Source organism: Streptomyces sp. NPDC059567 (genome assembly GCF_042735655.1).
Taxonomy (GTDB): domain Bacteria; phylum Actinomycetota; class Actinomycetes; order Streptomycetales; family Streptomycetaceae; genus Streptomyces.
Map to the genome: position 1 here is coordinate 22,351 of NZ_JBHWBS010000004.1, position 23,344 is coordinate 45,694.

The following is a 23,344-nucleotide window of genomic DNA, read 5'->3' on the forward strand; positions in this document are numbered from 1 at the left end:
CTTCAGGCGGGGACGCCGTGGCGGCGGGCTTCCTTGGGGGTCAGGCCCCACCATCGGCGGCAGCAGCGGTTGAGGGCCGACTGTTCGGAGAGGGCGAGCAGGCCCGCGATCTGGCCGAAGGGAAGGTCGGTGGCGGTGAGATAGCGGCGGGCGGCGCGCCGCCGTTCCTCGTCGAGGAGGGCGGCGAACGTGGTGTCCTGCTCGGCTAGCCTGCGCTGGAGCGTGCGGGGATGGAGGTTCAGCAGGTCGGCGACGGTCGCGATCGTGGGTGCCGAGGTGCCCAGTGACTGGCGGACGGCGGCGCGGACGCGGGTGGGGAGGTCGGGGCTCCCGCCGGGGGTGTGCTCGGCGAGGAACGCGACCGCCAGATCCCGCAGATGGCTGTCACCGCCGGCGAGCGGACGGCTTTCGAGCGTGTGCGGCACGCGCAGCAGGGCGGCGGGCCGACCCGTGCGTACGGGTACGCCGTAGAAGTCCTCGTACGCGGACAGCGGCGCGGCCGGTACGTGCGGCAGCTCCACCGTGCACAGCCCGTACGGTCCGGTCAGGAACATGATCGAGCGGTGGATGAAGCCGAGGCTCAGTTCCAGTGCCTGCGGCGGGAACTCCCGCCCGGGCGCGACACCCAGGCCGAGCGCCACGATGCCCGGTGTTCCGTACGGATCCGGCTCCAGACCGAACCGCATGGATTCGGTGTGGACGAAGAGATAGCGGACGGTGCATGCGAGGGCGTCGCCGAGGGTGGGCGAGTTCTGGATGGCGAGCGCCAGGGCGCCGAGCATCCCGAGTTCCTGACGTGCCGCCATGCGCAGGCCGAGGTCGGGGCAGCCGAGTTCGGCCGCGGCGAGCTCCAGGACGGTGGCGACGGCTTCGTCCTCGACCAGGAGGTCGTCGGAGTCGAGGGCCGCGAGGGGCAGATTCACCCTTCGCACGAATTCCTCGGCGTCGCCGCCTAGCTCCGCGACGGTCGCGCGGAAGCCCCGCAAACCGGCCGACCTGATCACTGGCATGTCGCCCAGGGTCAAGAATCTGTCGTCCGGAGTCAATTCCTGCTCCGTGTTGCTTCCGACACTAGGTACATGACGACGAGCACCGGTCCATCGACCACGCCCACTCCTTCCGACGCACTGCCCGAGCACATCGACGTCGTGATCGTCGGCGCCGGCCTGTCCGGTGTCGGTGCGGGCTACCGGCTCCGGACGGAGTGCCCCGACCGCTCCTACGCGATCCTCGAAGCCCGGCAGAGCATGGGCGGGACGTGGGACCTGTTCCGCTACCCGGGCGTGCGCTCCGACTCGGACATGTTCACGCTGGGGTACCCGTTCAAGCCGTGGCGGGACTCCAAGGTGCTCGCCGACGGCGCGTCCATCCTCGGCTACATCAAGGAGACGGCCGCCGAGTTCGGCATCGACCGGCACATCCACTACGGCACGCGCGTCCTGGCCGCCGACTGGTCCTCGCCGACCGCCCGGTGGACACTCACGCTGGAGCGCACCGACACCGGCGGCCAGGTCACACGGCAGACCCTGACCTGCGATTTCCTCTACACCTGCGCGGGTTACTACAACTACGAGCGGGGCCACTCCCCCGACTTCCCGGGGATCGATTCGTTCGAGGGGCGGGTCGTGCACCCGCAGTTCTGGCCCGCGGACCTCGACCACACCGGCAAGCGCGTCGTCGTCATCGGCTCCGGGGCGACCGCGGTCACTCTCGTGCCCGCCATGGCCGGCCGGGCCGCGCACGTGACGATGCTCCAGCGCACCCCCACCTGGATCAGCTCGCTCCCGTCGAGGGACGTGGTGGCCGACGCCGTACGGGCGGTGCTGCCGGCGAAGGCGGCGCACCGGGTGGTCCGTACGAAGAACATCCTGTTCACGATCGGCGTGTACCAGTTCTGTCGGCGCGCGCCCAGGACGGCACGGCGCGTCCTGAGCGGGCTGAACCAGCGGGTCCTGCGGGACAAGGGGCTGATCCGGGAACATCTGACGCCCAGCTACGACCCTTGGGACCAGCGGCTCTGCGCCGTTCCGGACGCCGATCTCTTCCACGCCCTGAAGAAGGGCGAGGCCGAGATCGTCACCGACCGCATCGACCGTTTCGTGCCGGAGGGGATCCGGCTGACATCGGGCCGGGTGCTGGAGGCGGACGTCGTCGTGACGGCCACCGGACTCGAACTGCAGGCCTTCGGCGGCATCGAACCGACGGTGGACGGCCGACCGGTGAAGCTGTCGGACCAGTTCGTGTGGCAGGGCACGATGCTCACCTCGGTCCCCAACTTCGCCTTCTGCATCGGCTACACGAACGCCTCCTGGACGCTGCGCGCCGACCTCACCTCGCGCCTCGTCTGCAAGGTGCTCAACCACATGGGCGGGCGGCGGTACGCGGCGGTGGTGCCGAAGCCGGAGGGCACGCTACGCGAGCGCCCCCTGCTCGACCTGGCCTCGGGCTACGTCCGGCGCTCGATCGACGCTTTCCCTCGCCAGGGCGACCGGAGCCCGTGGAAGGTCCGCCAGAACTACGTCCTGGACGCGGCGACCACGATGCGCACGAACCTGGACCGCACTCTGGCACCGACCCCACTGGCGCGGGTGCTCGCGGCCCGAACGGCCGAGGAGCAAGTCATTGGTCTGGGCAGTCACCAATCATAGAGGGAGCACTGACCACTCCTCGGAAGTTCACCCAAGAATTACCGCACGGATCTATACCTTTAGGCCGCCCTCCCCCATCCTTTCCTCGGTGTGCCGCTGGGGCACGCAGTGACGCGAGAGGCGGGGCATGACTCCCATCAGCCGCAGGGGATTCGTCGGGATCGGGGCAGGTCTCATGGCGGGCGCCGCCCTCCCCCCGGGCACGGCATCGGCCACCGCCGCGGCCGCCACCGGCACGCTCACCGACGTCAAGCATGTCGTGATCCTCATGCAGGAGAACCGCAGCTTCGACCACTACTTCGGCAGGATGCGTGGTGTCCGCGGCTTCGGTGACCGGGCCGCGGGCAACATCCCGGGCGGCTGGGGCACGTTCAACCAGCCCAACTGGGGCGGCCGTCAGTACCCGTGGAAGCTGAGCGCCACCCCGCCCGCCGGGGGCGTCGACGGCGAGACCCTGGCCCAGTGCAACGGCGACCTTCCGCACAGCTGGACCTCGCAGCACGCGGCGTGGAACAAGGGCCGGATGGACAACTGGGTGACCGGCGTCGGCAACACCCGCACCCTCGGCTATCTCGACCGCGGCGACATCCCCTTCCACTACGCCCTCGCGGACAACTACACGATCTGCGACGCGTACTTCTGCTCGGCGCTCAGCGCCACGGGCCCGAACCGCACCTTCTTGTGGAGCGGCAGGATCGACGCCTCCAGCAAGGACGGGGGCGACGAGTCCGGGCTCACCTGGGAGACGTACGCCGAGGCGCTCCAGCGCGCCGGGGTGAGCTGGAAGGTCTACCAGAACGCGCAGGACAACTACGGCGACAACGGCCTCGCGTACTTCAAGAAGTTCACCGACGCGCGACCGGGCGACCCGCTGTACGACCGCGGTATGGGGTCGGTCCCCAAGGTCACCGGCTCGACCCCGGACGACATCGCCGCCGCGATCCGCGCCGACGTCGTCGCCGGCACGCTGCCCCAGGTCTCCTGGGTCGTGGCGAACGAGGCCTTCTCCGAGCACCCGTACGCCCCGCCCGGCGACGGCGCGCACTTCGTGGACCTCGTCTACCGCGCGCTCGCCGCGAACCCCGAGGTGTTCGACGGGACGGCCCTCTTCCTCAACTACGACGAGAACGACGGCTTCTTCGACCATGTGCCGCCGCCGGTCGCCCCGCCCGGCACCCCGGGCGAGTACCTCGACGGTGTCCCGATCGGCCTCGGTTTCAGGGTCCCGATGCTCGTCATGTCCCCGTGGACGCGCGGCGGGTGGGTCAGCTCCGAGGTCTTCGACCACACCTCCGTCCTGCGGTTCATGGAGACCTGGACGGCCGCCCTCGGCACCCCCGCCGCCTGCCCGAACATCAGCGCCTGGCGGCGCAAGGTCACGGGTGACCTGACCGGGGTCTTCGACTTCGCGCACCCCGTCTTCGGCGTCCCCTCGGGGCTCCCGTCCACCGCCAGGGTGATCGGGCAGTCGACCTGCGGCCCGCTGCCCAACCCGGTCCCGCAGGACAACGCCCTGCCCGCGCAGGAGACCGGCACACGGCCGGCGCGCGCCCTGCCGTACCAGGTGAACGGAAACCTCGACCGGTTCGAGTTCGGCGCGGCCGGCAAGATCCTGGCCTGGTTCTCCATGACGAACCAGGGCGCGCAGGCGACGCGCGCCGCGCACTTCACGATCCACCCGCACCAGCACCGGGACACGGCGGCCTGGCAGTACACCGTGGACCCGGGCGCGACGTCCACGGACTACTTCAACATCGGGCTCGGCTCGGGGTCGGGCAAGTACGACATCTCGATGATGGGCCCCAACCGCTTCCTGCGCCGCTTCATCGGCGACGCCTCGAAGCCGGGCAAGGCCGTCGAGGTCGCGGCGCGCTTCGCGACCGAGCCGGGCACGGGGAAGACGGCGATCTACTTCAAGATGACCAACAGCTCCGCCGGACCGGTGACCTTCACGATCCGCTCGAATGCCTACCGGTCCGACGGGCCGTGGACGTACACGGTGGCGGCGAACTCCTCGCGCGAGGACTACTTCAACGCCGTGGCATACCACAACGGCTGGTACGACTTCACGATCCTCGCCGACATCGACGGCACCTGGTCGCGCCGCTACACGGGCCACATCGAGACCGGCGCCGCGAGCATCACCGGCTGACACGACCACACTTCCCACCAAAAGGGACACAAGGGGTTTTATTCGCCCTTGTGTCCCTTTTCTCAGCTCAACTGAATTTACCGTAATGACCGATTTGATGCCCCTGGTGACATGAATCACCAAAGGGTCTTCAATGATCTTCTCGCGCCTTCCGTCCCCTTGCCCTTCAAGGAAGTTCAGCGCGGTGGACGCGGCGAAGAACCCCTTCGCGAATTACCTACGTACGAGACGTCTTGTTTCTGTCGACATTTCTCGCCTACGGTCACCTCGACTCGGACGGATCGCCTAATCCTGCCACCGTCCGAAAAGACCGATCATTCACCCGAAGGCAGGAGCGGGGGACCCACTATTCGCCGGTCCGGATTCTCCGGAGCGGCTCGGGGTGAAGTCGCACGTGTGCGGCCGGGCATCTCCAGCCCGAACCCGACAGCTCACCCCGCAGGCGCCGGAGAGGAATGCATCATGCCCGCACACGGTAAGCACCGGCGCCCCAAGCGACGTCCCCTGACCCGCGGTATCGCCCTCGCGAGCACGGGTGGCGCCGCACTGGCCCTGCCCCTGGTCGCCACGGCCACCGCCCACGCGACGCCCCAGGCCGCCCCCGCGGCCGCTCCCGTCGAGAAGACGGTCTTCAGCGCCCCCGCGAAGATCGCGGAATCAATTCCGGCCGCTCAGAATTCCGCCGCCAAGACCTATAAGGTCGTCCGCGGCGACTCCCTTTCCGTGATCGCGCACGAGCAGGACGTCCAGGGCGGCTGGAAGGCCCTGTACCGCGCGAATCGCAGCGCCGTGGGTGACAACCCGTCACTTATCCACCCCGGGCTCGAACTGACGCTCAGCGGGAATTCCGCCACCGCTCCGAAGCAGCCCAAGCAGTCGAAGTCCTCGGCTCGTTCGGACGCCGACCGGGCCGACCGCTCGCAGCAGCGGAGCGCCGCTCCCGCCAAGGCCGCTCCCGCGAAGCCCGCCGCCGCGGCTTCCGCGAAGGCCGCCGCCGCGGCGCCCAAGACCCAGGCCGCCCCGGCGAAGAGCTACGCCGACAACCTCGACGGCTGGATCCGCGAGTCGCTGGACGTCATGGCGCGCTACGGCATCCCGGGCTCGTACGAGGGCATACACCGCAACATCATGCGCGAGTCCTCGGGCAACCCGCAGGCCATCAACCTCTGGGACTCGAACGCCGTCAAGGGCACCCCGTCCAAGGGTCTCCTCCAGGTCATCGAGCCGACGTTCCTCGCCTACCACGTACCGGGCACGTCGATGGACCTCTTCGACCCCGTCGCCAACATCACCGCGGCCTGCAACTACGCCGCGGACCGCTACGGCTCCATCGACAACGTCAACGGGGCGTACTGACCCCGCTCCGCGTCGACTCCACGCCCCGGCCCCAATTCCTCACGGGCCGGGGCTTCGGCGTTCCCACCAAGCGGCATGGGGCATTCCGTACCCATGCCGCGTTCTTGGCGTGCAGCATGGGCGACTGATGATCCGCGGCCGGGGATCGCGGATCCCGTCCCTGGGGGGAACGACGCATGAAGAGAACGCTTGCCGTGTGCGCGGCCGCCGCCGCGCTGGCCGGGCTGCTCACGGCCGCCGGTCCGGCCGTGGCACAGACGCCGGGCACCGCATCCGACAGCGCGTCCGGCGCCGCGCTGTGCGCGCCCGGCCCGACCGTACTGCCCTCGCTCCCGCCGGACGCCCGTGGCGGGATCTCCACCGAGGGCGTGCACGATCTCGGCCCGCGCGGCCTGGCCGTGGGCGCGAGCGGCGGCCTGCCGGTGTACTGGAGGGGTGAGCGGCTCCACCGGGTGCCGCTGCCCGAGGGTTACGACGAGGGCGCGGTCCGGGCCGTCAACCGGCACGGGCTCATGGCCGGCTGGGTGGGCCGCCGCTCCGACGGTTCGACCGCCCTGTTCAGCTACCGCCCCGGCGCCGCGTCGGTGCGGCTGTTCTCCGTGGGCGTGGCGCGGGCCGCGTCCGATGTGGACGTCGACGACGCCGGGCGGATCGCTGCCGTCGACACGGACGGCACGGCGAAGGTGTGGCGGGACGGGAAGGTCACGCGGATCCTGGCGCTGCCGCCGGACGCGGGGCCGGGCACGGTCGTGACGCGGGTCACCGGTGTCAACGCGCGCGGCGATGTGATCGGCGCGGCCGAGCAGTCGTACGACGGCCCCGACGGGTTCACCTGGAGCTCCTTCCCGGTCCTGTGGCCCGCGGACGGCGGGCCGGCACGCGCGCTGCCGGTCGCGCGCGCGGAGTATCTGGTCCACAACCTGGCCGAGGGCATCGACGACGCGGGGCGGGTCGTCGGGTCCGTGTCGGTCAGCGACCGGTTCGACCCGGAGGGCGAGCCGTGGACCTGGACGCCCCCGTACCAGGATCACGGCTCGTCCCCGGGCGTCCTGGCCGGGCGGGAGGAGGGCGAGTTCGGGGCGATCAGTCCGACGACCGGCGTCGCGGTCGGCACGGCGATGACCCACGGGGAGGATGCCCCGGTCCTGCCCTACCAGGCCCAGTTGTGGCCGGGCCACGGCCCGGTCCTCGCGCTGCCGTCGCTCGCCGCGGACCGCGACGCGACGGCCCGAGCAGTGTCCGACGACGACCGGGTGGGCGGAGTCGCCGTGGACGCGTCGTGGGTCGCGCATCCGGTCATCTGGCACTGCGCGAGCCGTCAGGCGTACGTACCCCAGGGCTCGTAGCGGGGCCGGCGGCATGATGGGCGCGGACGGCTCGTGACGGGTCCGCGCCCTGACCGGTCAGGCGTCGAGCCGGGGCCGGGCGGAGTCCGGCACGGAGGTCGTGGCGCCCGTGGGGTGGGGGGGGCGCCCAGGCACCCCCCCGCGCGCGGCGGGCCCCGGCCCCGCCCCCCACCCCCCCCGCACGCCGCGCGCGGCGCCGGGCCGGGGCGGAGCCCGGCCGGGTGCTCGTGGCCCCGTTGTGCACGGCGCGCCCCCCCCCCCCCCGGCGCCCCCCCGCGGCCGCGGCCCCGGCCACCAGGCCCCAGGTCACGGCGGCCGGGACGCCGCCGCCGAGGACGGCGGACGCGTGCAGGAGCCCCCAGCGCAGGCCGGACCATTCCGTCGCGATCCGCAGCAGCTGGCTCACCAGCAGAGCGAGGACGGTCGCGCAGACCGCGCCCGCCGCCATCGCCGGAACGGTGGCGCGGGTCAGCAGCACGGGCAGCCGCCGCAGCGCCCACCACACGACGACGAGAATCAGCACGTCGGCGGCCCGGTACAGGAGCCAGTCGCCGAGCTGCACGCCCGCCGGGCCGTCCCAGGCGCCGAGCAGCAGCCATGTGCGCAGGAGATCACCCGGTTCGGAGAACAGCCCGCCGTCCGGGGAGACCGTCTGGATGGCGGCGGCGACCGGCTGGTACGACAGGACCACCAGGGACAGGGCGATCGCACCGGTCCCGACGGTGGCGGCCAGGCGGGCGGCCCGTGCCGGGACCACCTCCTGCGGCAGCGGTCCGGCACCCTTCGCGGTGATCCGCGCGACGAGCACGGTCACGAGCGCCGTGACCAGTGCGGTCGCGACCAGGGCCTGCCGCCCGGTGGAGATCACGCTCGCCAGCTGGGGCAGGATGCGGTAACTGCCGCGCCCGTGCGAGGCGATCAGCCACGGTGCGGAGACGGTGACCGCCAGCGTCCCGGCCACCAGACCCCAGGCCCACAGCGCGAGCAGCGCGGCGGTCAGCCTGCCCCGTACCGGCGGCAGCCTGCGGACCAGGAGGAGCGCTCCGGGCACGAAGAAGGCGAAGACCGCGAAGAACCGGATCTGCATCGCGGTGGAGTACAGGCCGAGATAGCGGCCGGCGTCGGCCGCGGCGGTGTCCCCGATCGCGCCGGATTCGGCGTCGAACCGGACCGAGGCCGGAGGGTCGTACGACCAGGGAAGCAGCCAGCGCTCGAGCTCGGCGGCGGCCTGACCGCCGAGGACGTCGCCGGAGCCCGGCAGGCGCAGTGCCTGCGCACTCGCTCCCGCCCACCACAGCAAGGCCGTGAGCAGCAGCCCTCCCACCAGTGCCGGTATCGCCGCGCATCGATATGCCATGTCCGTCCCCCGCCTTGCTCGAACCCCGTGCTTCCCCTTGTCGGGTGGAGGTTACGGGTTGTTGATCACGCACGCATCACGCCGCACTCAGCCGAACAGCTCGCCGAGCAGCTCGGGACCGATGGCGATGGGGGCCGGGCGGTACGCAGGGGGCTGCGCACCCATCAGCTCGCGCACCAGGTAGTCCCAGCAGCGGGTGCGGACGTGGGCCAGGCAGTCGATGAACGTGTGCTCGGCGCCGGGCACGATGTGCAGCTCGAAGTCCTTGCCGGCGGCGAGGAGCCGGTCGGCGAGCCGCAGCGTCTGCTCCGGGTGGACCTGGTCGTCCATCTCGCCGTGGATGAGCAGCAGCTTGCCCGCCAGCCGGTCCGCCAGGTCCAGGTTGGAGGTGCGGGCCCAGGCCTCGGGATTGTCCGCGCCGTCGTAGGTCTCCACGAAGCCCAGGTTGAAGTGGGGGGCGTCGTGCGAGCCGGAGAGGGCGACTCCGACCTTGTACACCTCGGGGAAGTCCAGCATCGCCCGCGCCGCGGCGAACCCGCCTCCGGAGTGGCCGAGCACTCCCGTCCGGTCCAGGTCCATCCAGGGCCGGGTCTCGGCCAGCTGCCGCAGCGCGGCTGCGTGGTCGGCCAGACAACCCGCGTCGGCCAGGTGACCGTACGAGGCGTCGTGGAAGGCCTTGCTCCGCCCCGGCGTGCCTCGCCCGTCCAGCGCCACCACGACGAAGCCCAGTGCCGCGAGGGGTTCCGCGTCGAGGCCCATGCCGCCCGGATCGAAGCACGGGGCGACCCGGGTGACCTGCGGGCCGGGGTAGACGTTGTCGACCACCGGGTAGCGCTCCGCGGGGTCGAACCCCCGCGGCCGGTACAGCACCCCGTAGATGTCCGTCACGCCGTCGGCCGCCTTGACGCGGAAGCGCTCGGGCGCCGTCCAGCCGGTGGCGACGAGCTTGCCGATGTCGGCACGTTCCAGCTCGACGAGGACCCGCCCGCTCCAGTCACGGACGCTGGTCACCGGCGCGGTGTCGACGGTGGACGCGGAGTCGATGAAGAACTCCTGGTCGTCCCCCATGGTGACGATGTGGTCCAGCTCGTCGTCCGTGACCTTGGCGAAGCCGGAGCCGTCCAGGCCGACACGGCACACGGTGCGCCGGTACGGATCCTCGTCCACCAGACCGGTGGCGGTGAAGTACACCACCCGCTCGGTCTCGTCGACGCGCAGGATCTGCCGTACCGCCCACTGCCCGGAGGTGACCTGCCCGAGCAGCACGCCGGTGCGCAGGTCGTACCGGTACAGGTGGCCCCAGCCGTCCCGCTGCGAGTACCACAGGACTTCGTCGGCGCGGACGTGCACGATCGGCGGCTCGTACATCGACTGGTTGGGCTCCACCCGGGTGGCCCCGGTCTCGCTGAGCACCGTGGCGACCTCGCCGGTGACCGGGTCGAGGCGGTACAGGGTGAGCGTGCGCAGGTCGCGGGGCCGGCCGAGGTAGTACACCGCGGAGCCGTCCGCAGCCCACCACGCCCACTTGGCCATGATCGGCGACATCACCGGCATGAGCAGCGGGTCGGCCTGCGCGCGAACCACGGTGCCCTCGGCGACGTCCAGCACGACCAGTTCCGCCTGCGGCATGTTCTCGTCCCCGGCGTAGGCGAACCGCTGGGTGTGCAGGCGGGGCGCGCCACCGTCGGCGGGCCGGGCCTCCACGAGGTGGGTCCGCCGGACGCTGCGCTCGTCGGTCCGGTGCGCGAGGACCTTCGTCGAGTCGGGCGACCACGCCACCGCCGGCGGCAGGTACGGCAGGCCTATCTTGCGCAGCAGGGTGCCGTTGCTCGTGCAGTCCGGGCCGTAGCCGTACCCGTGGTCGGGCTCGCCGTCGGTGGTCAGCGCCCACTCACGCCCGTCGGACAGCGAACGCGCCCACAGGTCGTGCCCCCGCCTGGACACCGCGAACTTCCCGTCGGGCGACGATACTTCGAGAGGGCTGCCCGGCGGGGTGAACTCGGCCCGCTCGCAGTTATATCCGTCCAGGTCGCAGCGCCAGTACTCGCCGAGCGCGAAGAACTCCACGGCGTTCCCGGCCAGTTCGATGCCCATGAACGGCAGGGCTTCCGGGTCGACCTGCTGCCCTGATGCGTCGGCCAGCGCGGCGGCGAGCAGGGCGTGGTCGAAGGCCGGCTCGCGCGTGCCCGCCGCCGGGTCGACCAGCACGAACCGCCTTCCGACACCATTGCTCACCGCGTACCAGAAGCGGGTGCCTCCGTCGATCCACTGCGGCCTGACCTTGTCGCCGACGACGAGCTCGCCGGGGCGGGCGGGGCGGCGAAGGAGCTGCTCCGCGGCCTGGTAGTCCTGAGTGGTGCTCATACTTCTTGTCCGTCCTTGGTGTTGATCGGTGACCGCCTCGACGCGGGAGCAGGCCGGCAGCTGGACGGCCGGCATGGTGCTCTCCTCGTTCAGCGGCGGGCGTTCCGTCGGCCCGTCGTTTCTGATGACGGAAAGCTACGTTGCGTTCATTGATCTGGCAACAGATTCGTTGCGCATTATCGGAATCATTGCAGGTGGAGGCAGGGAAATCGTTGCAACGTCTTCGAGCTTAACGCAACGATCCGGGCACCCGGTCGTTGCAATGCATGGAGGTGAACGCTATGCGGGAGACACCACAGGACTCCGGAGCCGTTCAGAAGTGGTCATCGAACCAGCCGGCCGCGAGTTCACCGACGCGCTCCAGCGTGCCCGGCTCCTCGAAGAGATGGCTGGCGCCGGGGACGACGACGAGCTCGTTCTCGCAGCGCAGTTGGCGTTGGGCCTGTTCGTTCAGGTCCACGACGAGCGGGTCGTGGCCGCCCACGATGAGGAGAGTGGGGGCGCGTACGACGGCGAGGCGTGGGCCGGCGAGGTCGGGGCGTCCGCCGCGTGAGACCACGGCGGCCACGGTGGCGGTGGGGTCGGCCGCGGCCCAGAGGGCGGCCGCGGCGCCGGTGCTGGCGCCGAAGTAGCCGGTACGCAGCCCGCCGATTCCGGGCTGGTCGCCGAGCCATGCCGTGGCCCGGGCCAGGCGGTCGGCCAGGAGTTCGGTGTCGAACACGTTGGTCCGGTCGGCCGCCTCCTCCTCGGTGAGCAGGTCGAAGAGGAGCGTGCCGAGACCGGCTCGGTTCAGGTCCTCCGCGACGGCACGGTTGCGCGGACTGTGCCGGCTGCTGCCACTGCCGTGGGCGAACAGGACGACCCCTGCGGCGCCCTGGGGCACCACCAGATGCCCTGCCACCTCCAACTCCCCCACTTGGATGCGCACTTCCGCGTCCTGGGCGCCCGATCCGCGGGCTGCGCGGTTGCGTGCCAGACAGGCCAGGACCTCCTCGTCGGCGGTCTGCGAGAAGTCCTCGTAGAACTGTCCGATCGCGTAGAAGAACTCCGGCTCGTGCACGCTGGCCGTCTCGTCCGCCTCCCCGCCGATCCGGGCCGGCCAGCCGGCCGGCGCGACCGGCACCGCGAGCACGATCCGCGCGGCCCCCCGCGCGCGGACGACCCGGCAGGCGGCCAAGGCCGTGGCGCCCGTCGCCAGTCCGTCGTCGACCACCACGGCCGTGCGGCCGTCGAGACGGGCCGGTGGCGTCGTCCCGCGGTAGCGCTCGGCCCGCTGCCGCAGCACCACCCGTTCCCGTTCCTCGACCGCGGCGACGTCACGGTCGGAGACGCCGGTCTCGACCAGCACGTTGTCGTTGAGCACCCGCACGCCTCCCTCCCCGATGGCTCCCATGGCCAGCTCGGGCTGGAAGGGCACCCCCAACTTGCGTACGAGACAGACGTCGAGCGGGGCCCCGAGGGCGTCGGCGACCTGCTCGGCGACCGGCACGCCGCCTCGCGGAAGGCCCAGGACCACGACGTCGTGGCCCTTGAGGTGGTCCAGGCGGGCGGCGAGTTGCCGTCCGGCGTCCGTACGATCGGTGAAGTACATGTCCCGCTCGTCTCCCTGGTCCGGAGCGTGCGCGCGGTCGGCGCCGTGCCGTGTCCCGTCAGACGGGGCGCGCGACGAGGGTTCCGTCCTCGTCGAGGGCGACCTGCGTGCCGTAGGGCCGGCTCGTCCGGCCGAGTACGTCGTGGAGCCACCGCGCATCCCGGCCGGGGGCGTGCTCCAGCCTCATGCGCCGGGCCCGCAGGGGAATGATGCGCACCTCCTGGAGTCCGCCGTCTTCGGGCCTCACCGAGGCGACGGGGAGCAGCCGCAGATCGTCGCGGTACTGCTCGTAGCCCGTGATGCCCTCGTAGTCGTTGATCAGGTCGCCGCAGCCGTGCAGGACGAGTCTGCCCCGGTACACCTCCACGGGCCTGGGGTGGTGCGAGGAGTGCCCGTGCACGATGTCGGCGCCGCTGTCGATCAGGGCGTGCGCGAAGTCGACGTCGGCGTGGGAGAGCGCGTAACCCCAGTTCGAACCCCAGTGGACCGACACCACGACGATGTCGCCCGGCCTCTTGCTCTCCCGTATCCGGCGGGTGAGGCGGGTGGCGGTGGCGTCGGCCGGCCCGGCGGCGAAGTGGACGCCGCCGAGTTCGTCCGTTGCGGCCCAGTGTCGTGGGATGCCGCTGGAGGCCATGCCCAGGGCGTGGACGACGATCCGTGCGCCGCCGGGGAGGTCGACGACCACGGGCCGACCGGCCTCCTCGGCGTTCCCGCCCGCTCCCACCGCGCGCAGTCCGCTCCCGGCCAGGGCCTTGAGGGTGTCGTCGAGGCCGGCCCGCCCGTAGTCCAGGACGTGGTTGTTGGCCAGGACGCACGCATCGGGGCGGACGGCTGCCAGGCTCGGCAGGTTCTCCGGGTGCATCCGGTAGTGGACCGCCTTGCCGGGGGCGAGGTCGCCGTTCGTGGTGACGGCCGTCTCCAGGTTGGTGATCCGGACGTCGGGCGCGGCGTCCTCGAGGGCGCCGAGAGCGACGCCCCAGGGATAGGCGAAGTCCACGCGGTGCGGAATGGGCCCGTTGACCTCCTCCGCGAGCGCCACATAGGACCGTGCATCATGCACATACCGCTCGCGGAGCGCCGGATCGCCTGGATGAGGAAGGATCTGGTCGACCCCGCGGCCGAGCATCACATCGCCGCAGAGGAACAGTCCGACCAGGTCACTGCCCATACACCCAGGGTAGACGCGGTGCGGCGGGGACGGTCGGGGCTCAGGATCCGCCCAGCAGGACGACCTCCAGGGTGCGCGGGCCGTGCACTCCTTCCACCCGGTCGAGTTCGATGTCGCTGGTCGCGGACGGGCCGGAGATCCAGGTGAGGGGGCGGGTGGGGTCGAGGCGTTCGAGGGCCTGGGGCACGGAGGAGACGACCTGGTCGGGGACGCGTACGACGCAGATGTGGTGGTCGGGGACGAGGGTGATGCGGCGGCGGCCCTGGTCGGGACTGCCGTCCAGGACGAGGGTCCCGGTCTCGGCGATCGCCACGGCGCAGCCGGTGACGACGCTCTCCACCCGGTCGAGCTCGTGCGAGGTGCTCGCGGCCCGGTCATGGACCCGGGTGGGATCCGCGGCCGACATCCACTCGGGCGGCAGCCCGGGAGGCACGAGGACGTACTGCGGGCCCCGCGCGGCGAGCAGCCTCATGATCAGATACGGCAGCTCCTCCGCGTCCGTGCGGTGCACGATCGCCCGGTAGTCGGCGAGGTTCTCGGCCAGAAGGTCGACCATCCGCTCCGTCGTCCGTGACCCGTGCTCGCGCAGATATCGGCGGTCGACAGCATGCTCGGGGGCCTGCTCGGGCGCGCCGGGGGCCCCGTGCGGGCCGAGCGCGCGCCGAATCCGCCCCAGGATGACGTCCCTGCCACTCATCGTCCGTTCTCCTTCGCTCCCGCGCCCTGCGTCCGCTGCCACCAGTCCCGGAACGACTCGGCCGGCACGGTCGGCAGGTCCCTCGTCGCCGTCCAGGCACGGCCCGGACCCGGCACCGTACGGGGATGGAAGCGGCGGGTGCGCGCCGCAAGGCGCTGGCCGGCGGCGAGCACGCCGGGGTGACGGAACGCCCACTGTGCGGCGCGCATGGCAGCGCGCTCGGCAGCGTGGCCCTTGGCGGGTTTGAGTGTCACCTTGGTGCCGTCGCGGGTGGCCGCGCCTCCTTGGGCGATGCGTTCGCGGAGGTGGACGAGGACTTCGGGGATGTCGATGGCGACGGGACAGACGTCGTAGCAGGCTCCGCACAGAGTGGAGGCGTACGGCAGTGAGGCATCGATCTCGCTTGCCGTGCCGCGGAGTTGGGGGCTGAGGATCGCGCCGATGGGGCCGGGGTAGACGGAGCCGTAGGCATGACCCCCGGCCCTCTCGTAGACGGGGCAGACATTGAGGCAGGCGGAGCAGCGGATGCAGCGCAGGGCCTGGCGGCCGACGTCGTCGGCGAGGGTGTCGGTGCGGCCGTTGTCGAGAAGGACCAGGTGGAAGGCCCGCGGGCCGTCGCCGTCGGTGGTGCCGGTCCACATCGACGTGTACGGATTCATCCGCTCCGCGGTCGACGAACGCGGCAGCGTCTGCAGGAACACCTCCAGATCGCGCCAGGTCGGCACGGTCTTTTCGATACCCACCACCGAGATCAGGGTCTCGGGCAGCGTCAGGCACATGCGGCCGTTGCCTTCGGACTCGACGACGACGAGGGTGCCGGTCTCGGCGACCATGAAGTTGGCACCGGAGACACCGACCTTCGCCCGCAGGAACTTCTCCCGGAGGTGCAGCCGGGCCGCCTCCGCCAGCTCGGCGGGAGTGTCGGTCAGCCCTTCCGGCGCCGGACGGCCCCAACGCCCCATCTCCCGGGCGAAGATGTCACGGATCTCGCCGCGGTTGCGGTGGATGGCGGGTACGAGGATGTGGGAGGGGCGGTCGTTGCCGAGCTGGACGATGAGCTCCGCCAGGTCGGTCTCGTAGGCGGTGATGCCCTCGGCCTCCAGCGCCTCGTTCAGACCGATCTCCTGCGTGGCCATCGACTTGACCTTGACGACCTCGCTCTCGCCGGTCGCCTTCACCAGGCCGGCGACGATCCGGTTCGCCTCGTCGGCATCGGCCGCCCAGTGCACGGTGCCGCCCGCCGCCGTGACGGACTCCTCCAACTGGACCAGATACGTGTCCAGATGACGGAGCGTGTGGTCCTTGATCTGCTTGCCGGCCTCCCGCAGCTCCGCCCAGTCGTCCAGTTCGGCGACCGCCTTGGTCCGCCGGTCACGGATGGTGTGGGTGGCGTGCCGCAGGTTCGCCCGCAGGGTGGTGTTGCGTACGGCTTCGTGCGCGGCCTCGGGGAAGGACGGCATCCCCACGAACGTTCCGCTCATGCCACCGGCTCCGCTTCCGTGCTCGCCAGGATCTCCGCGATGTGCACCGGCCGCATCCCCACGTCGAGGCGGGTCATCGTCCCGCCGATGTGCATCAGACAGGAGTTGTCCGCCGCGCACAGCACCTCCGCGCCGGTCGAGACGGCGTTCCGGACCTTGTCGGCGCCCATCGCCGCCGAGACGTCCGCGTTCTTCACGGCGAAGGTGCCACCGAAACCGCAGCATTCCTCCGCGCCCGGCAGCTCCACCAGCTCCAGGCCCTTGACCGCCGTCAGGAGCCGCAGGGGCCGGTCGCCGAGTCCGAGACCGCGCAGGCCGTGGCACGTCGGGTGGTAGGTGACCTTGTGCGGGTAGTACGCGCCGACGTCCGTCACACCCAGCACATCCACCAGGAACTCCGTCAGCTCGTACGTCTTCGGCACCACCGGCGCCACCGCCAGCGCGAGCCCCTCCCCACGCCCTTCCGCCCGCGCCCGCTCGCCCATCCGCGGATACAGCTCCCGCACCATCGCCCCGCACGACCCCGACGGCGTCACGATCGCGTCGTACCCACCGAACACCTCCGCGAAGCGGTGAGCCAGCGGCTCCGCCTCATGGCGGTAACCGGTGTTGTAGTGAGCCTGACCGCAACACGTCTGACCCAGCGGAAAGTCCACATCCACACCGAGCCGCCCCAGAAGCCTCACCACCGCCCGCCCGGTGTCCGGATAGAGCGTGTCGTTCACGCAGGTCAGGAACAGTGCGACACGCATCGGGCTCCTTCGTATCGGTCGGACGGCCTCCTCCGAGGTTCATACCGCACCGGCGGCCGGATGCGGAACTGCGGCTCAGGACGTGGACGGTGGCTTCGACGTCGGGGGCGGCTGGACCACCGGGATGTTGAAGACGTGCTCCGGGCTCACGATGCGGGTGATCGCCTGGCCGAAGAGCGTGCTCGGTTCCTGTCCGTCGTGATCGACGTCCGTGTTCAGCATCACGACCATCGTGGCCTTCGCTTCGGGCAGGTAGACCACCAGTGACTCGTATCCGGGCAGCGAGCCGTTGTGGCCGATCCATCCCTGGACGTTGAAGATGCCCAGCCCGTATCCCGCGCCGGCCAGGCCGGTCGGGACGACGTCGAGGCGTTGTGCCTGGGTCTCGGGGGTGAGCAGGGTGCCGGTGGCGAGGATGCGTGCCCAGGTGCGCAGGTCCCCGAGCTGGGAGATCATGGCTCCCGCCGCCCAGCCCCAGGAAGGGTCCCAGTTCGTGGAGTCCTCGATCTTCCCGGACGCCGTCTGGTTGGTGTAGCCGTGGGCGTGGGGGCTGGGGAACTCGGCGCCCGTCGGGAAGAGGGTGTGGCGCAGCCCGGCCGGCTCGATGACGTTCTCCTGGATGAACTCGTTCAGGGGCTGACCGCCGGCCTTCTCCACGACGAGGCCGAGCAGGATCAGATTGGTGTTGCAGTACTCGAACTGCGCGCCCGGCTGGAAGTTCACGGGGTGCTTGAAGGCGATGTCGAGCAGTTCCTGTGGCGTCCAGGGCCGGTCCGGGTTGGACGTCAGGGCCTTGTAGAACCCCTCGTCCGCGGAGTAGTTGAACAACCCGCTGCGCATTTCGGCGAGTTGGCGCAGTGTGATCTTGTCGCCGTTCGGGACGCCGTCGACGTACTTGTCGATCGTGTCGTCCAGACCGACCTCGCCCTGGTCGACCAGTTCGAGCATGGCGGTCACGGTGAACGTCTTCGTGACGCTGCCGATCCGCATGTAGAGGTCGGTGTTCATGGGGGCTTGGGTGGCCTTGTCGGCGATGCCGAAGGTCTTGACGTACTCCCCCTTGCCGGGAGCGGAGAGCGAGACCATCACTCCCGGAATCCGGGCTTCCCGCATGACGTCGCGGATCGCGGTGTCCAGGCGTGCCTCCACGGCCGGGGTGAGTTCGACGAACTCGCCGTTCGAGGCGGAAGGAGCGAGCTGCGCGGCGCTGTACGCGGCGGCGGGGGCGGGCCCGGAGAACGCCGCCGCCCCTGCCGAGGCGGGGACGGCCAGCATGCCGGTCGCGGCGAGAACCACGCAGACCCGGCGCCATCGCGCCTGCGACGGCGAGTGCGCTTGCGAGTACCTCACGGCAGGCCTCCTGCCAGACGAGGGCGAGAACCCCCTCATTCAGGCTAGGCCGGACGTGCGGACCGTGCACGGTGAGTGCTGTCGGCCCGATTTGACGAACCCCTCCGCGATGCTGGGGGCTCGTGCGGGTGGACAGGGGCCACTGGCCCATGTTCTCCCAGCCGCACGAGCCAACCGGCCCGGGCCTAGAAGTTGCCGTAGTTGACCTGCCAGGTCGGCAGGCCCATGTGGCGCCAGAGGGCGACCACGCGGTCGCGGTCGTCGAGCGAGACCCGTACCGCGAACCGGTGACGTACATGCGCGTCGAAGAGCTCGGCCTTCACGATGTCGTCGCTGCGCCCGTCGTCCGCGGCCCGCATCCACAGCTCGTCGTACGGGACTCCGTGCTGCGCGAGCCACGCCTCGGTCATCGCCCGGTGGTCCTCGCTGCGGCCGGAGACCAGGACGATCGTGTCGTTCTCGGCGCTGCGGAAGGCCCGCAGGGCCTGCCGTACCGAGACGTTGATCAGGTCGAGGTCGCAGCGCGTGAAGTCGTACGGGCCTCGGTCGCCTCGCAGCGCAAGCGTGCCGTCGATGTCGCACATCACCGCGGACGGCAGCTCCGGGTCGGGGACGTAGGGGGCTGCGGAGGGCCGCTTGCTCAGCCACTCGGCGGTCAGCCGCCAGCCGCCGCGGGTGGCCTTGGCGTGCTTGTCGGCAAGGATGCGGATGATCTCCTCGCCGACGGATCGCTCGCGCGCGGCATCGCGTCGTACGCACTCCTCCACGGGCACGTCGGTGAAGTCGTGCACGACGAAGCCGGCGTCGAGGCCGGTCACGGCGGCCATGAGCCGCTTGGGGATGTGCGGGGTCAGATGCGTGTTGTCGACGACCACGTCGAAGCCGCCCTCGACGGCTGAGCGGACCGCGGCGTCCTGGATGTCGAGGACGGTCCGCTCGTGCGCGTGCGAGCGGCCGCGCTCGGGGGCCGGGACGTCGAGCATCGTGCGCAGGTCGTCGAGGTTGACGCGGCGCATCCGGCCCTCGGACTCCGCCTGCAGCCGCCGGGCGGCCGTGGTCTTCCCCGAGGCGGGGAGTCCCGTCATGACGTGTACTACGGGCACGGTCAGTTCTCCTCGTCGGTGGTGAACGGGTCGGCCGCCTCCGGCCTGACGGAGCGCCAGACGACCAGGTCGGTCGGTCGTCCGTCGAGGCGCAGGAACAGGGCCGACCGGATCTCCGGGGCGACCGGCAGCGCCTTGACCGCCCGGGCGAAGGCACCCCGGTCCGCGGCCAGGTGGGTGACGCGCTTGTACGCCTCGTCGATGGCCTGCTCGCGCGCTGCCGCCTCGTCCTCCAGCCGGGCGATGACCCCGCGGACCCAGGCGTCGAACTCGTCCGGCACCTGTTCCAGCAGCGCGTCCAGCGGCCGGCCGCCCGAGGCCCTGATGCCGCCGAGTTCGGCGACCGAGCACCCCAGGCCCGACGCCAGCCGCTTGACGGCCATTCCGGCGAAGCGCTGGATGCCGTGGCTGCGCCAGATGTCCCGCTCGGTGACCCCGGTCAGCACCTTGTGCAGCCGTACGTACTCGCTCAGCTTGGCCTTCGCCCGCACGCCCGAGGCGTACCGCAGGACGAAGCCCTCGGCGTCGGTGCCGGTGGCGGTGCGGCCGCCGGGCAGCGTGTTCGACTCGGTGAGCGCGATCAGTTCGGTGAGGGACATCGCGGGCCAGGTCCGTACGACGGTTCCGATCTCCGTCCACGCGGTCGCGGCCTCGGCCAGGGGCACCTCGGTGCCGTCCGGGCCGAAGGCGGCGAGGAGGACCAGGTCCCGGCGGTCGCCGTAGTCCACGACGATGCGGTTCTGCGGGTAGAGGATCTCGGCGAGGTAGGTGACTCCGGGAGTCAGCGCGCCGGTGTCCCGGGCGTCGAGCCGGCGCTGCGCCCAGGTCGCCTGGGCGCTGATGAAGGAGCCCTTGGAGGCCACCTGCCACCGGCCCGCGTAGTGGAAGATCACCGCGAGGCTGCCGTCGACCTTGTCGTAGACGTCGAAGGGCTCGTCGGGCAGCGCGGGCGCGTAGGGCTGACCGGTCTCGTGCTCACCGATGTTGAAGAACTTCGGCAGGGGCAGCGCGACGATCTCGCCGGTGGCGTCGTCGGCGACCAGTCCACGGCAGCGCGTGGTCACCCGGTTCCAGATCCGCTCGTACTGGCAGGCGCGGGTGTACGTGTAGATCGACAGCGGCAGCTCGGGGTGTGCCTTGCGGGTGACGTGCCCGGCGTCGATGGCCGCGGTCAGCTCCTGCGGCGGCAGCAGCTCCTGGAGAGTCAGGTATGCCTGGCTCATGGGTTCCTCCTGGTCGGTGACGGCCCATTCTCACCTGCGAAGAACCCGGTCGGACAATGCTTTTCGTGGTGGCACGAGAGGAGAGGCGCCCGTCGGCCGGGCGTCCCTCCTCTGCACTCGCACGAACCCTCGGCTCACTTGAGCTCTCGGCTCGGTCGAGCCGTCAGGGTCAGCCCGGGAAGGGGACGTTGTCCTCGTCCGAGATCGGGTTGTTCATCACGCGCGTGGTGTGGCAGTACGAGACGGCGCCGTTGCTCACCTTGACCTTGCAGACCTCGAAGTACGCGTAGCTGATCCAGCCGCCGGGGGCCGCGTACGTCGTCCACGAGGCGGTGTCCTGGCCGGACGGGATGGTCCGCATCCGCCACGTGATCTTGCCGTTCGCGCCGCCGGTGACCAGCCGCGCGCCGACCGCGTAGCCGTCGGCCCGCTGGTCCCGAAGCGTGATCTTGACGGGGTCCAGCTTGTTCGCACGCCACCCGATCTCGAAGCTTCCGGAGAAGGAGAAGTCCCCCGCCTCCACGGAGTCGCCCGTGGTCGGGACGGCGGCAGCGGCGGGCGTGGCCGCGAGCGGCACGATCAGGGCGGCCATGGCCGCCGCGCAGGCGGCGGCCAGAGTGTGCTTGAAACGCACGAATCCCCCAAAAGAATGAACAGAGTTGGTCGTAGGTGATCACTTTAGCGGCACTTAACGGGTCATCCGTTCGGATGACCCCGCCGTCCACCGGACGGTTCCCCACGGAGATCCACCGGGTCGACCGGCGGTGGCCGTCGGCGGACGCACGATGGTGAGGAGAGCGGACCGACCGCCTGCGCCGTCCACCGGAAAGGGGCGACGTCCGTGCTGCCGACAGCCGTGAGAAGGAGAACGTCCATGGATCCGAACGACCGGCTGCTGCTCGCGGCCGCCCACCGCGGGGACACCACCGGGATCGCTGCCGCGCTCGGTGCCGGAGCGGACGTCGAGTGCCGTGACGCGGAGCGTCGCACCCCCTTGCTGCGGGCCGCGCGGGCGGACCAGGTGGACGCCGCCGCCCTGTTGGTCGAGGCGGGCGCCGATCCCGACGCGCCCGACAGCCGGGCGGACACGCCGTGGCTGGTCACCGGAGTGACGGGCAGCGTGTCGATGATGCGCGTGCTCCTCCGCGCGAACCCCGATCTGTCGCTGACCAACCGCTTCGGCGGGACCTCGCTCATCCCCGCCGCGGAGTGCGGCCACGTGGCGTACGTACGGGCCGTGCTGCGCGAGACCGACATGGACGTCGACCACGTCAACCGGCTCGGCTGGACCGCTCTGCTGGAGGCGGTCATCCTCGGCGACGGCGGTCGCCGGCACGAGGAGATCGTCGAGCTGCTGATCACCGCCGGGGCGGATCCCCTGCTCGCGGACCACGACGGTACGACTCCTCTCGACCACGCGCGGCGCCGCGGCTTCGCCGGCATCGCCGGCCTCCTCGAGGCCGCGTCGGCGCGCTCCGGACGGAGGACCGCCCGATGACCTCCCTCCGCCCGGGGCGCGCCGCGCGCGTCCTCGTACCCGCCGCCGCGGTCGCGGCCGTCCTCGCCGGCTGCGCGCCCGGCCAGGGCGCCGACGCCACGGCACGCGACACCTCCGCGCCCGCCTCGTCCCGCTCGACGCCTCCCGCGGCGGCTCCCACGCCCACCCCGGCCGGCACCCTCCTCGTCGCCGACTTCGGCTCCGACACCGTCACCTTCGTCGACCCGAAGCGCGGCGCGCTCGGCTCGGTCGAGGTGGGGACCGCGCCGTACGGCCTGGTCGTCGGTGCCGACGGGCGCGCCTGGGTGGCCACCGCCGAGGGTGTCGCCGTCGTCGACACCCGCACCCGCCAACGCCTCGCCCTCATCCCGTACGAGACCGACACCGGCCCCGTCACCACCGGCGAGTACCGCGGCGGCGGTATGGGCATCGCGCTGGCTCCCGACGGCAAGCGGGTCTACGTCGGCGTCAACGTCCCCGACGGGAACGGCACCCTGGAGGTCATCGACACCGCGAGCCGCGAGGTGACCGCCACCGTCCCCGTCGGCCGGCGACCCTTCGACGTCGACGTCTCGCGGGACGGCTCCGAGGTGTACGCGACGAACCACGACTCCTTCGATGTGACGGTGGTCCGGGCGGACACGCTCGATCCGCGCCGCATCGAGGTCGCCCCGTACGGCACCGAAGGCGGTCTCGGCTCCTGGCTCAAGCCGCACTACACCGCCGTCCGCCCCTCCGACGGCAGGCTGCTGCTCCCCTTCGAGGGCGAGCGGCTCGCGGTCGTCGATCCGCGGACCGGCCGCACGGAGATCGAGACGATGACCGCCGACACCCACCAGCACGGTGCCGCGATCACCCCCGGCGGCACCCTCCTCGTCGTCGGCACGGGCCCCATCGACCCCGACGAGGACCAGGGCCCGTCGCTCACGGTCCGCGCGCCCGACAGCACCGAGAAGGTCCACCCGCTCGAAGGCCCCCACGAGGACGTCACGGTGTCGGAGGACGGCCGCACCGCGTACGTCACGGGCGGCTTCACCCGGGACGGCTACTGGAACGGCATCACCGTGATCGACCTGCGGACCGGGGACACCCGGCGCCTCGCCGTCGGGGAGCGACCGCTCGGCATCGCGGTCATGCGGCCGGCCGGGCCGTCGGCCGGTCCCTGACCCACCGAAGCCGACTGCCCGCGACGCGCACCGTCCCTGACCACGGAGAATGCCCCCGGCACGGGAACTGGTTCCGTCCGAACCACGTC

The 23,344-nt window shown here is 71.3% G+C and carries 18 protein-coding genes and 1 riboswitch; of the genes, 6 read left to right on the plus strand and 12 right to left on the minus strand.

Annotated features, from left to right (window positions below; genetic code table 11):
• Positions 1 to 2: 2 nt before the first annotated feature.
• The gene (locus ACFVZW_RS03425; protein ID WP_384516096.1) at positions 3 to 1,010 is read right to left on the minus strand and encodes an AraC family transcriptional regulator ligand-binding domain-containing protein; all 1,008 of its coding nucleotides are present in this window, start codon (positions 1,008 to 1,010) and stop codon (positions 3 to 5) included.
• Positions 1,011 to 1,079: 69 nt separating this feature from the next.
• On the opposite strand from ACFVZW_RS03425, the gene ACFVZW_RS03430 reads away from it, so the two are divergent.
• The 4 genes from ACFVZW_RS03430 (at position 1,080) to ACFVZW_RS03445 (ending at position 7,502) form a co-directional block, all read left to right on the plus strand.
• Positions 1,080 to 2,648 (plus strand): flavin-containing monooxygenase, encoded by a 1,569-nt coding sequence (locus ACFVZW_RS03430; RefSeq protein WP_384516099.1) that lies wholly within the window; start codon positions 1,080 to 1,082, stop codon positions 2,646 to 2,648.
• 127 nt (positions 2,649 to 2,775) lie between these two features.
• Positions 2,776 to 4,800 (plus strand): phosphocholine-specific phospholipase C, encoded by a 2,025-nt coding sequence (locus ACFVZW_RS03435; protein WP_384516101.1) that lies wholly within the window; start codon positions 2,776 to 2,778, stop codon positions 4,798 to 4,800.
• A 274-nt stretch (positions 4,801 to 5,074) separates the two neighbouring features.
• Positions 5,075 to 5,258: riboswitch (cyclic di-AMP (ydaO/yuaA leader) on the plus strand.
• A gap of 4 nt (positions 5,259 to 5,262) precedes the next feature.
• On the plus strand, positions 5,263 to 6,156 hold the full coding sequence (locus ACFVZW_RS03440; RefSeq protein WP_384516104.1) for a transglycosylase SLT domain-containing protein: 894 nt from the start codon (positions 5,263 to 5,265) through the stop codon (positions 6,154 to 6,156).
• A gap of 176 nt (positions 6,157 to 6,332) precedes the next feature.
• Entirely contained in the window at positions 6,333 to 7,502 is a 1,170-nt protein-coding gene (locus tag ACFVZW_RS03445) for a hypothetical protein (RefSeq protein ID WP_384516106.1), read from the plus strand.
• Here the strand turns inward: ACFVZW_RS03445 and ACFVZW_RS03450 are convergent.
• The 11 genes from ACFVZW_RS03450 to ACFVZW_RS03500 form a co-directional block, all read right to left on the minus strand.
• Entirely contained in the window at positions 7,453 to 8,859 is a 1,407-nt protein-coding gene (locus ACFVZW_RS03450; RefSeq protein ID WP_384516109.1) for a hypothetical protein, read from the minus strand. The two genes, ACFVZW_RS03445 and ACFVZW_RS03450, sit on opposite strands and share 50 nt — an antisense overlap.
• Positions 8,860 to 8,946: 87 nt before the next feature.
• The gene (locus ACFVZW_RS03455) at positions 8,947 to 11,223 is read right to left on the minus strand and encodes a DPP IV N-terminal domain-containing protein (RefSeq protein WP_384516111.1); all 2,277 of its coding nucleotides are present in this window, start codon (positions 11,221 to 11,223) and stop codon (positions 8,947 to 8,949) included.
• A gap of 313 nt (positions 11,224 to 11,536) precedes the next feature.
• Positions 11,537 to 12,814 carry a phosphoribosyltransferase family protein gene (locus ACFVZW_RS03460; protein ID WP_384516114.1) on the minus strand — a complete coding sequence of 426 codons (1,278 nt, stop codon included), beginning with the start codon at positions 12,812 to 12,814 and terminating at the stop codon, positions 11,537 to 11,539.
• 58 nt (positions 12,815 to 12,872) lie between these two features.
• A complete protein-coding gene (locus ACFVZW_RS03465; protein WP_384516117.1) occupies positions 12,873 to 13,985 on the minus strand; it encodes a CapA family protein in 1,113 nt (370 codons plus the stop codon).
• A 40-nt stretch (positions 13,986 to 14,025) separates the two neighbouring features.
• Entirely contained in the window at positions 14,026 to 14,682 is a 657-nt protein-coding gene (locus ACFVZW_RS03470; protein ID WP_384516119.1) for a lactate utilization protein C, read from the minus strand.
• On the minus strand, positions 14,679 to 16,163 hold the full coding sequence (locus tag ACFVZW_RS03475) for a lactate utilization protein B (protein WP_384516122.1): 1,485 nt from the start codon (positions 16,161 to 16,163) through the stop codon (positions 14,679 to 14,681). The genes ACFVZW_RS03470 and ACFVZW_RS03475 overlap by 4 nt, the downstream gene beginning before the upstream one ends.
• A complete protein-coding gene (locus ACFVZW_RS03480) occupies positions 16,160 to 16,915 on the minus strand; it encodes a (Fe-S)-binding protein (protein ID WP_384516125.1) in 756 nt (251 codons plus the stop codon). Before ACFVZW_RS03480 ends, ACFVZW_RS03475 begins: the two co-directional genes overlap by 4 nt.
• A gap of 75 nt (positions 16,916 to 16,990) precedes the next feature.
• Positions 16,991 to 18,190, minus strand: a complete 1,200-nt coding sequence (locus ACFVZW_RS03485) for a serine hydrolase domain-containing protein (protein WP_384516410.1) — start codon at positions 18,188 to 18,190, stop codon at positions 16,991 to 16,993.
• Between the two features lie 260 nt (positions 18,191 to 18,450).
• Complete coding sequence (locus ACFVZW_RS03490) at positions 18,451 to 19,368, minus strand: AAA family ATPase (RefSeq protein WP_384516128.1); 918 nt, start codon at positions 19,366 to 19,368, stop codon at positions 18,451 to 18,453.
• A 2-nt stretch (positions 19,369 to 19,370) separates the two neighbouring features.
• Positions 19,371 to 20,591 (minus strand): RNA ligase, encoded by a 1,221-nt coding sequence (locus tag ACFVZW_RS03495; protein WP_384516130.1) that lies wholly within the window; start codon positions 20,589 to 20,591, stop codon positions 19,371 to 19,373.
• A gap of 169 nt (positions 20,592 to 20,760) precedes the next feature.
• The gene (locus tag ACFVZW_RS03500) at positions 20,761 to 21,225 is read right to left on the minus strand and encodes a hypothetical protein (RefSeq protein WP_384516132.1); all 465 of its coding nucleotides are present in this window, start codon (positions 21,223 to 21,225) and stop codon (positions 20,761 to 20,763) included.
• 240 nt (positions 21,226 to 21,465) lie between these two features.
• On the opposite strand from ACFVZW_RS03500, the gene ACFVZW_RS03505 reads away from it, so the two are divergent.
• Positions 21,466 to 22,089 carry an ankyrin repeat domain-containing protein gene (locus ACFVZW_RS03505; protein ID WP_384516135.1) on the plus strand — a complete coding sequence of 208 codons (624 nt, stop codon included), beginning with the start codon at positions 21,466 to 21,468 and terminating at the stop codon, positions 22,087 to 22,089.
• Positions 22,086 to 23,255, plus strand: a complete 1,170-nt coding sequence (locus tag ACFVZW_RS03510) for a YncE family protein (protein WP_384516138.1) — start codon at positions 22,086 to 22,088, stop codon at positions 23,253 to 23,255. The genes ACFVZW_RS03505 and ACFVZW_RS03510 overlap by 4 nt, the downstream gene beginning before the upstream one ends.
• Positions 23,256 to 23,344 lie beyond the last annotated feature (89 nt).

Excerpts from the sequence above, each read along its gene's own strand:
- ACFVZW_RS03425 (WP_384516096.1), bottom strand. The coding sequence starts at position 1,010 with ATGCCAGTGATCAGGTCGGCCGGTTTGCGGGGCTTCCGCGCGACCGTC.
- ACFVZW_RS03430 (WP_384516099.1), top strand. The coding sequence starts at position 1,080 with ATGACGACGAGCACCGGTCCATCGACCACGCCCACTCCTTCCGACGCA.
- ACFVZW_RS03435 (WP_384516101.1), top strand. The coding sequence starts at position 2,776 with ATGACTCCCATCAGCCGCAGGGGATTCGTCGGGATCGGGGCAGGTCTC.
- ACFVZW_RS03440 (WP_384516104.1), top strand. The coding sequence starts at position 5,263 with ATGCCCGCACACGGTAAGCACCGGCGCCCCAAGCGACGTCCCCTGACC.
- ACFVZW_RS03445 (WP_384516106.1), top strand. The coding sequence starts at position 6,333 with ATGAAGAGAACGCTTGCCGTGTGCGCGGCCGCCGCCGCGCTGGCCGGG.
- ACFVZW_RS03450 (WP_384516109.1), bottom strand. The coding sequence starts at position 8,859 with ATGGCATATCGATGCGCGGCGATACCGGCACTGGTGGGAGGGCTGCTG.
- ACFVZW_RS03455 (WP_384516111.1), bottom strand. The coding sequence starts at position 11,223 with ATGAGCACCACTCAGGACTACCAGGCCGCGGAGCAGCTCCTTCGCCGC.
- ACFVZW_RS03460 (WP_384516114.1), bottom strand. The coding sequence starts at position 12,814 with ATGTACTTCACCGATCGTACGGACGCCGGACGGCAACTCGCCGCCCGC.
- ACFVZW_RS03465 (WP_384516117.1), bottom strand. The coding sequence starts at position 13,985 with ATGGGCAGTGACCTGGTCGGACTGTTCCTCTGCGGCGATGTGATGCTC.
- ACFVZW_RS03470 (WP_384516119.1), bottom strand. The coding sequence starts at position 14,682 with ATGAGTGGCAGGGACGTCATCCTGGGGCGGATTCGGCGCGCGCTCGGC.
- ACFVZW_RS03475 (WP_384516122.1), bottom strand. The coding sequence starts at position 16,163 with ATGAGCGGAACGTTCGTGGGGATGCCGTCCTTCCCCGAGGCCGCGCAC.
- ACFVZW_RS03480 (WP_384516125.1), bottom strand. The coding sequence starts at position 16,915 with ATGCGTGTCGCACTGTTCCTGACCTGCGTGAACGACACGCTCTATCCG.
- ACFVZW_RS03485 (WP_384516410.1), bottom strand. The coding sequence starts at position 18,190 with ATGCTGGCCGTCCCCGCCTCGGCAGGGGCGGCGGCGTTCTCCGGGCCC.
- ACFVZW_RS03495 (WP_384516130.1), bottom strand. The coding sequence starts at position 20,591 with ATGAGCCAGGCATACCTGACTCTCCAGGAGCTGCTGCCGCCGCAGGAG.
- ACFVZW_RS03505 (WP_384516135.1), top strand. The coding sequence starts at position 21,466 with ATGGATCCGAACGACCGGCTGCTGCTCGCGGCCGCCCACCGCGGGGAC.
- ACFVZW_RS03510 (WP_384516138.1), top strand. The coding sequence starts at position 22,086 with ATGACCTCCCTCCGCCCGGGGCGCGCCGCGCGCGTCCTCGTACCCGCC.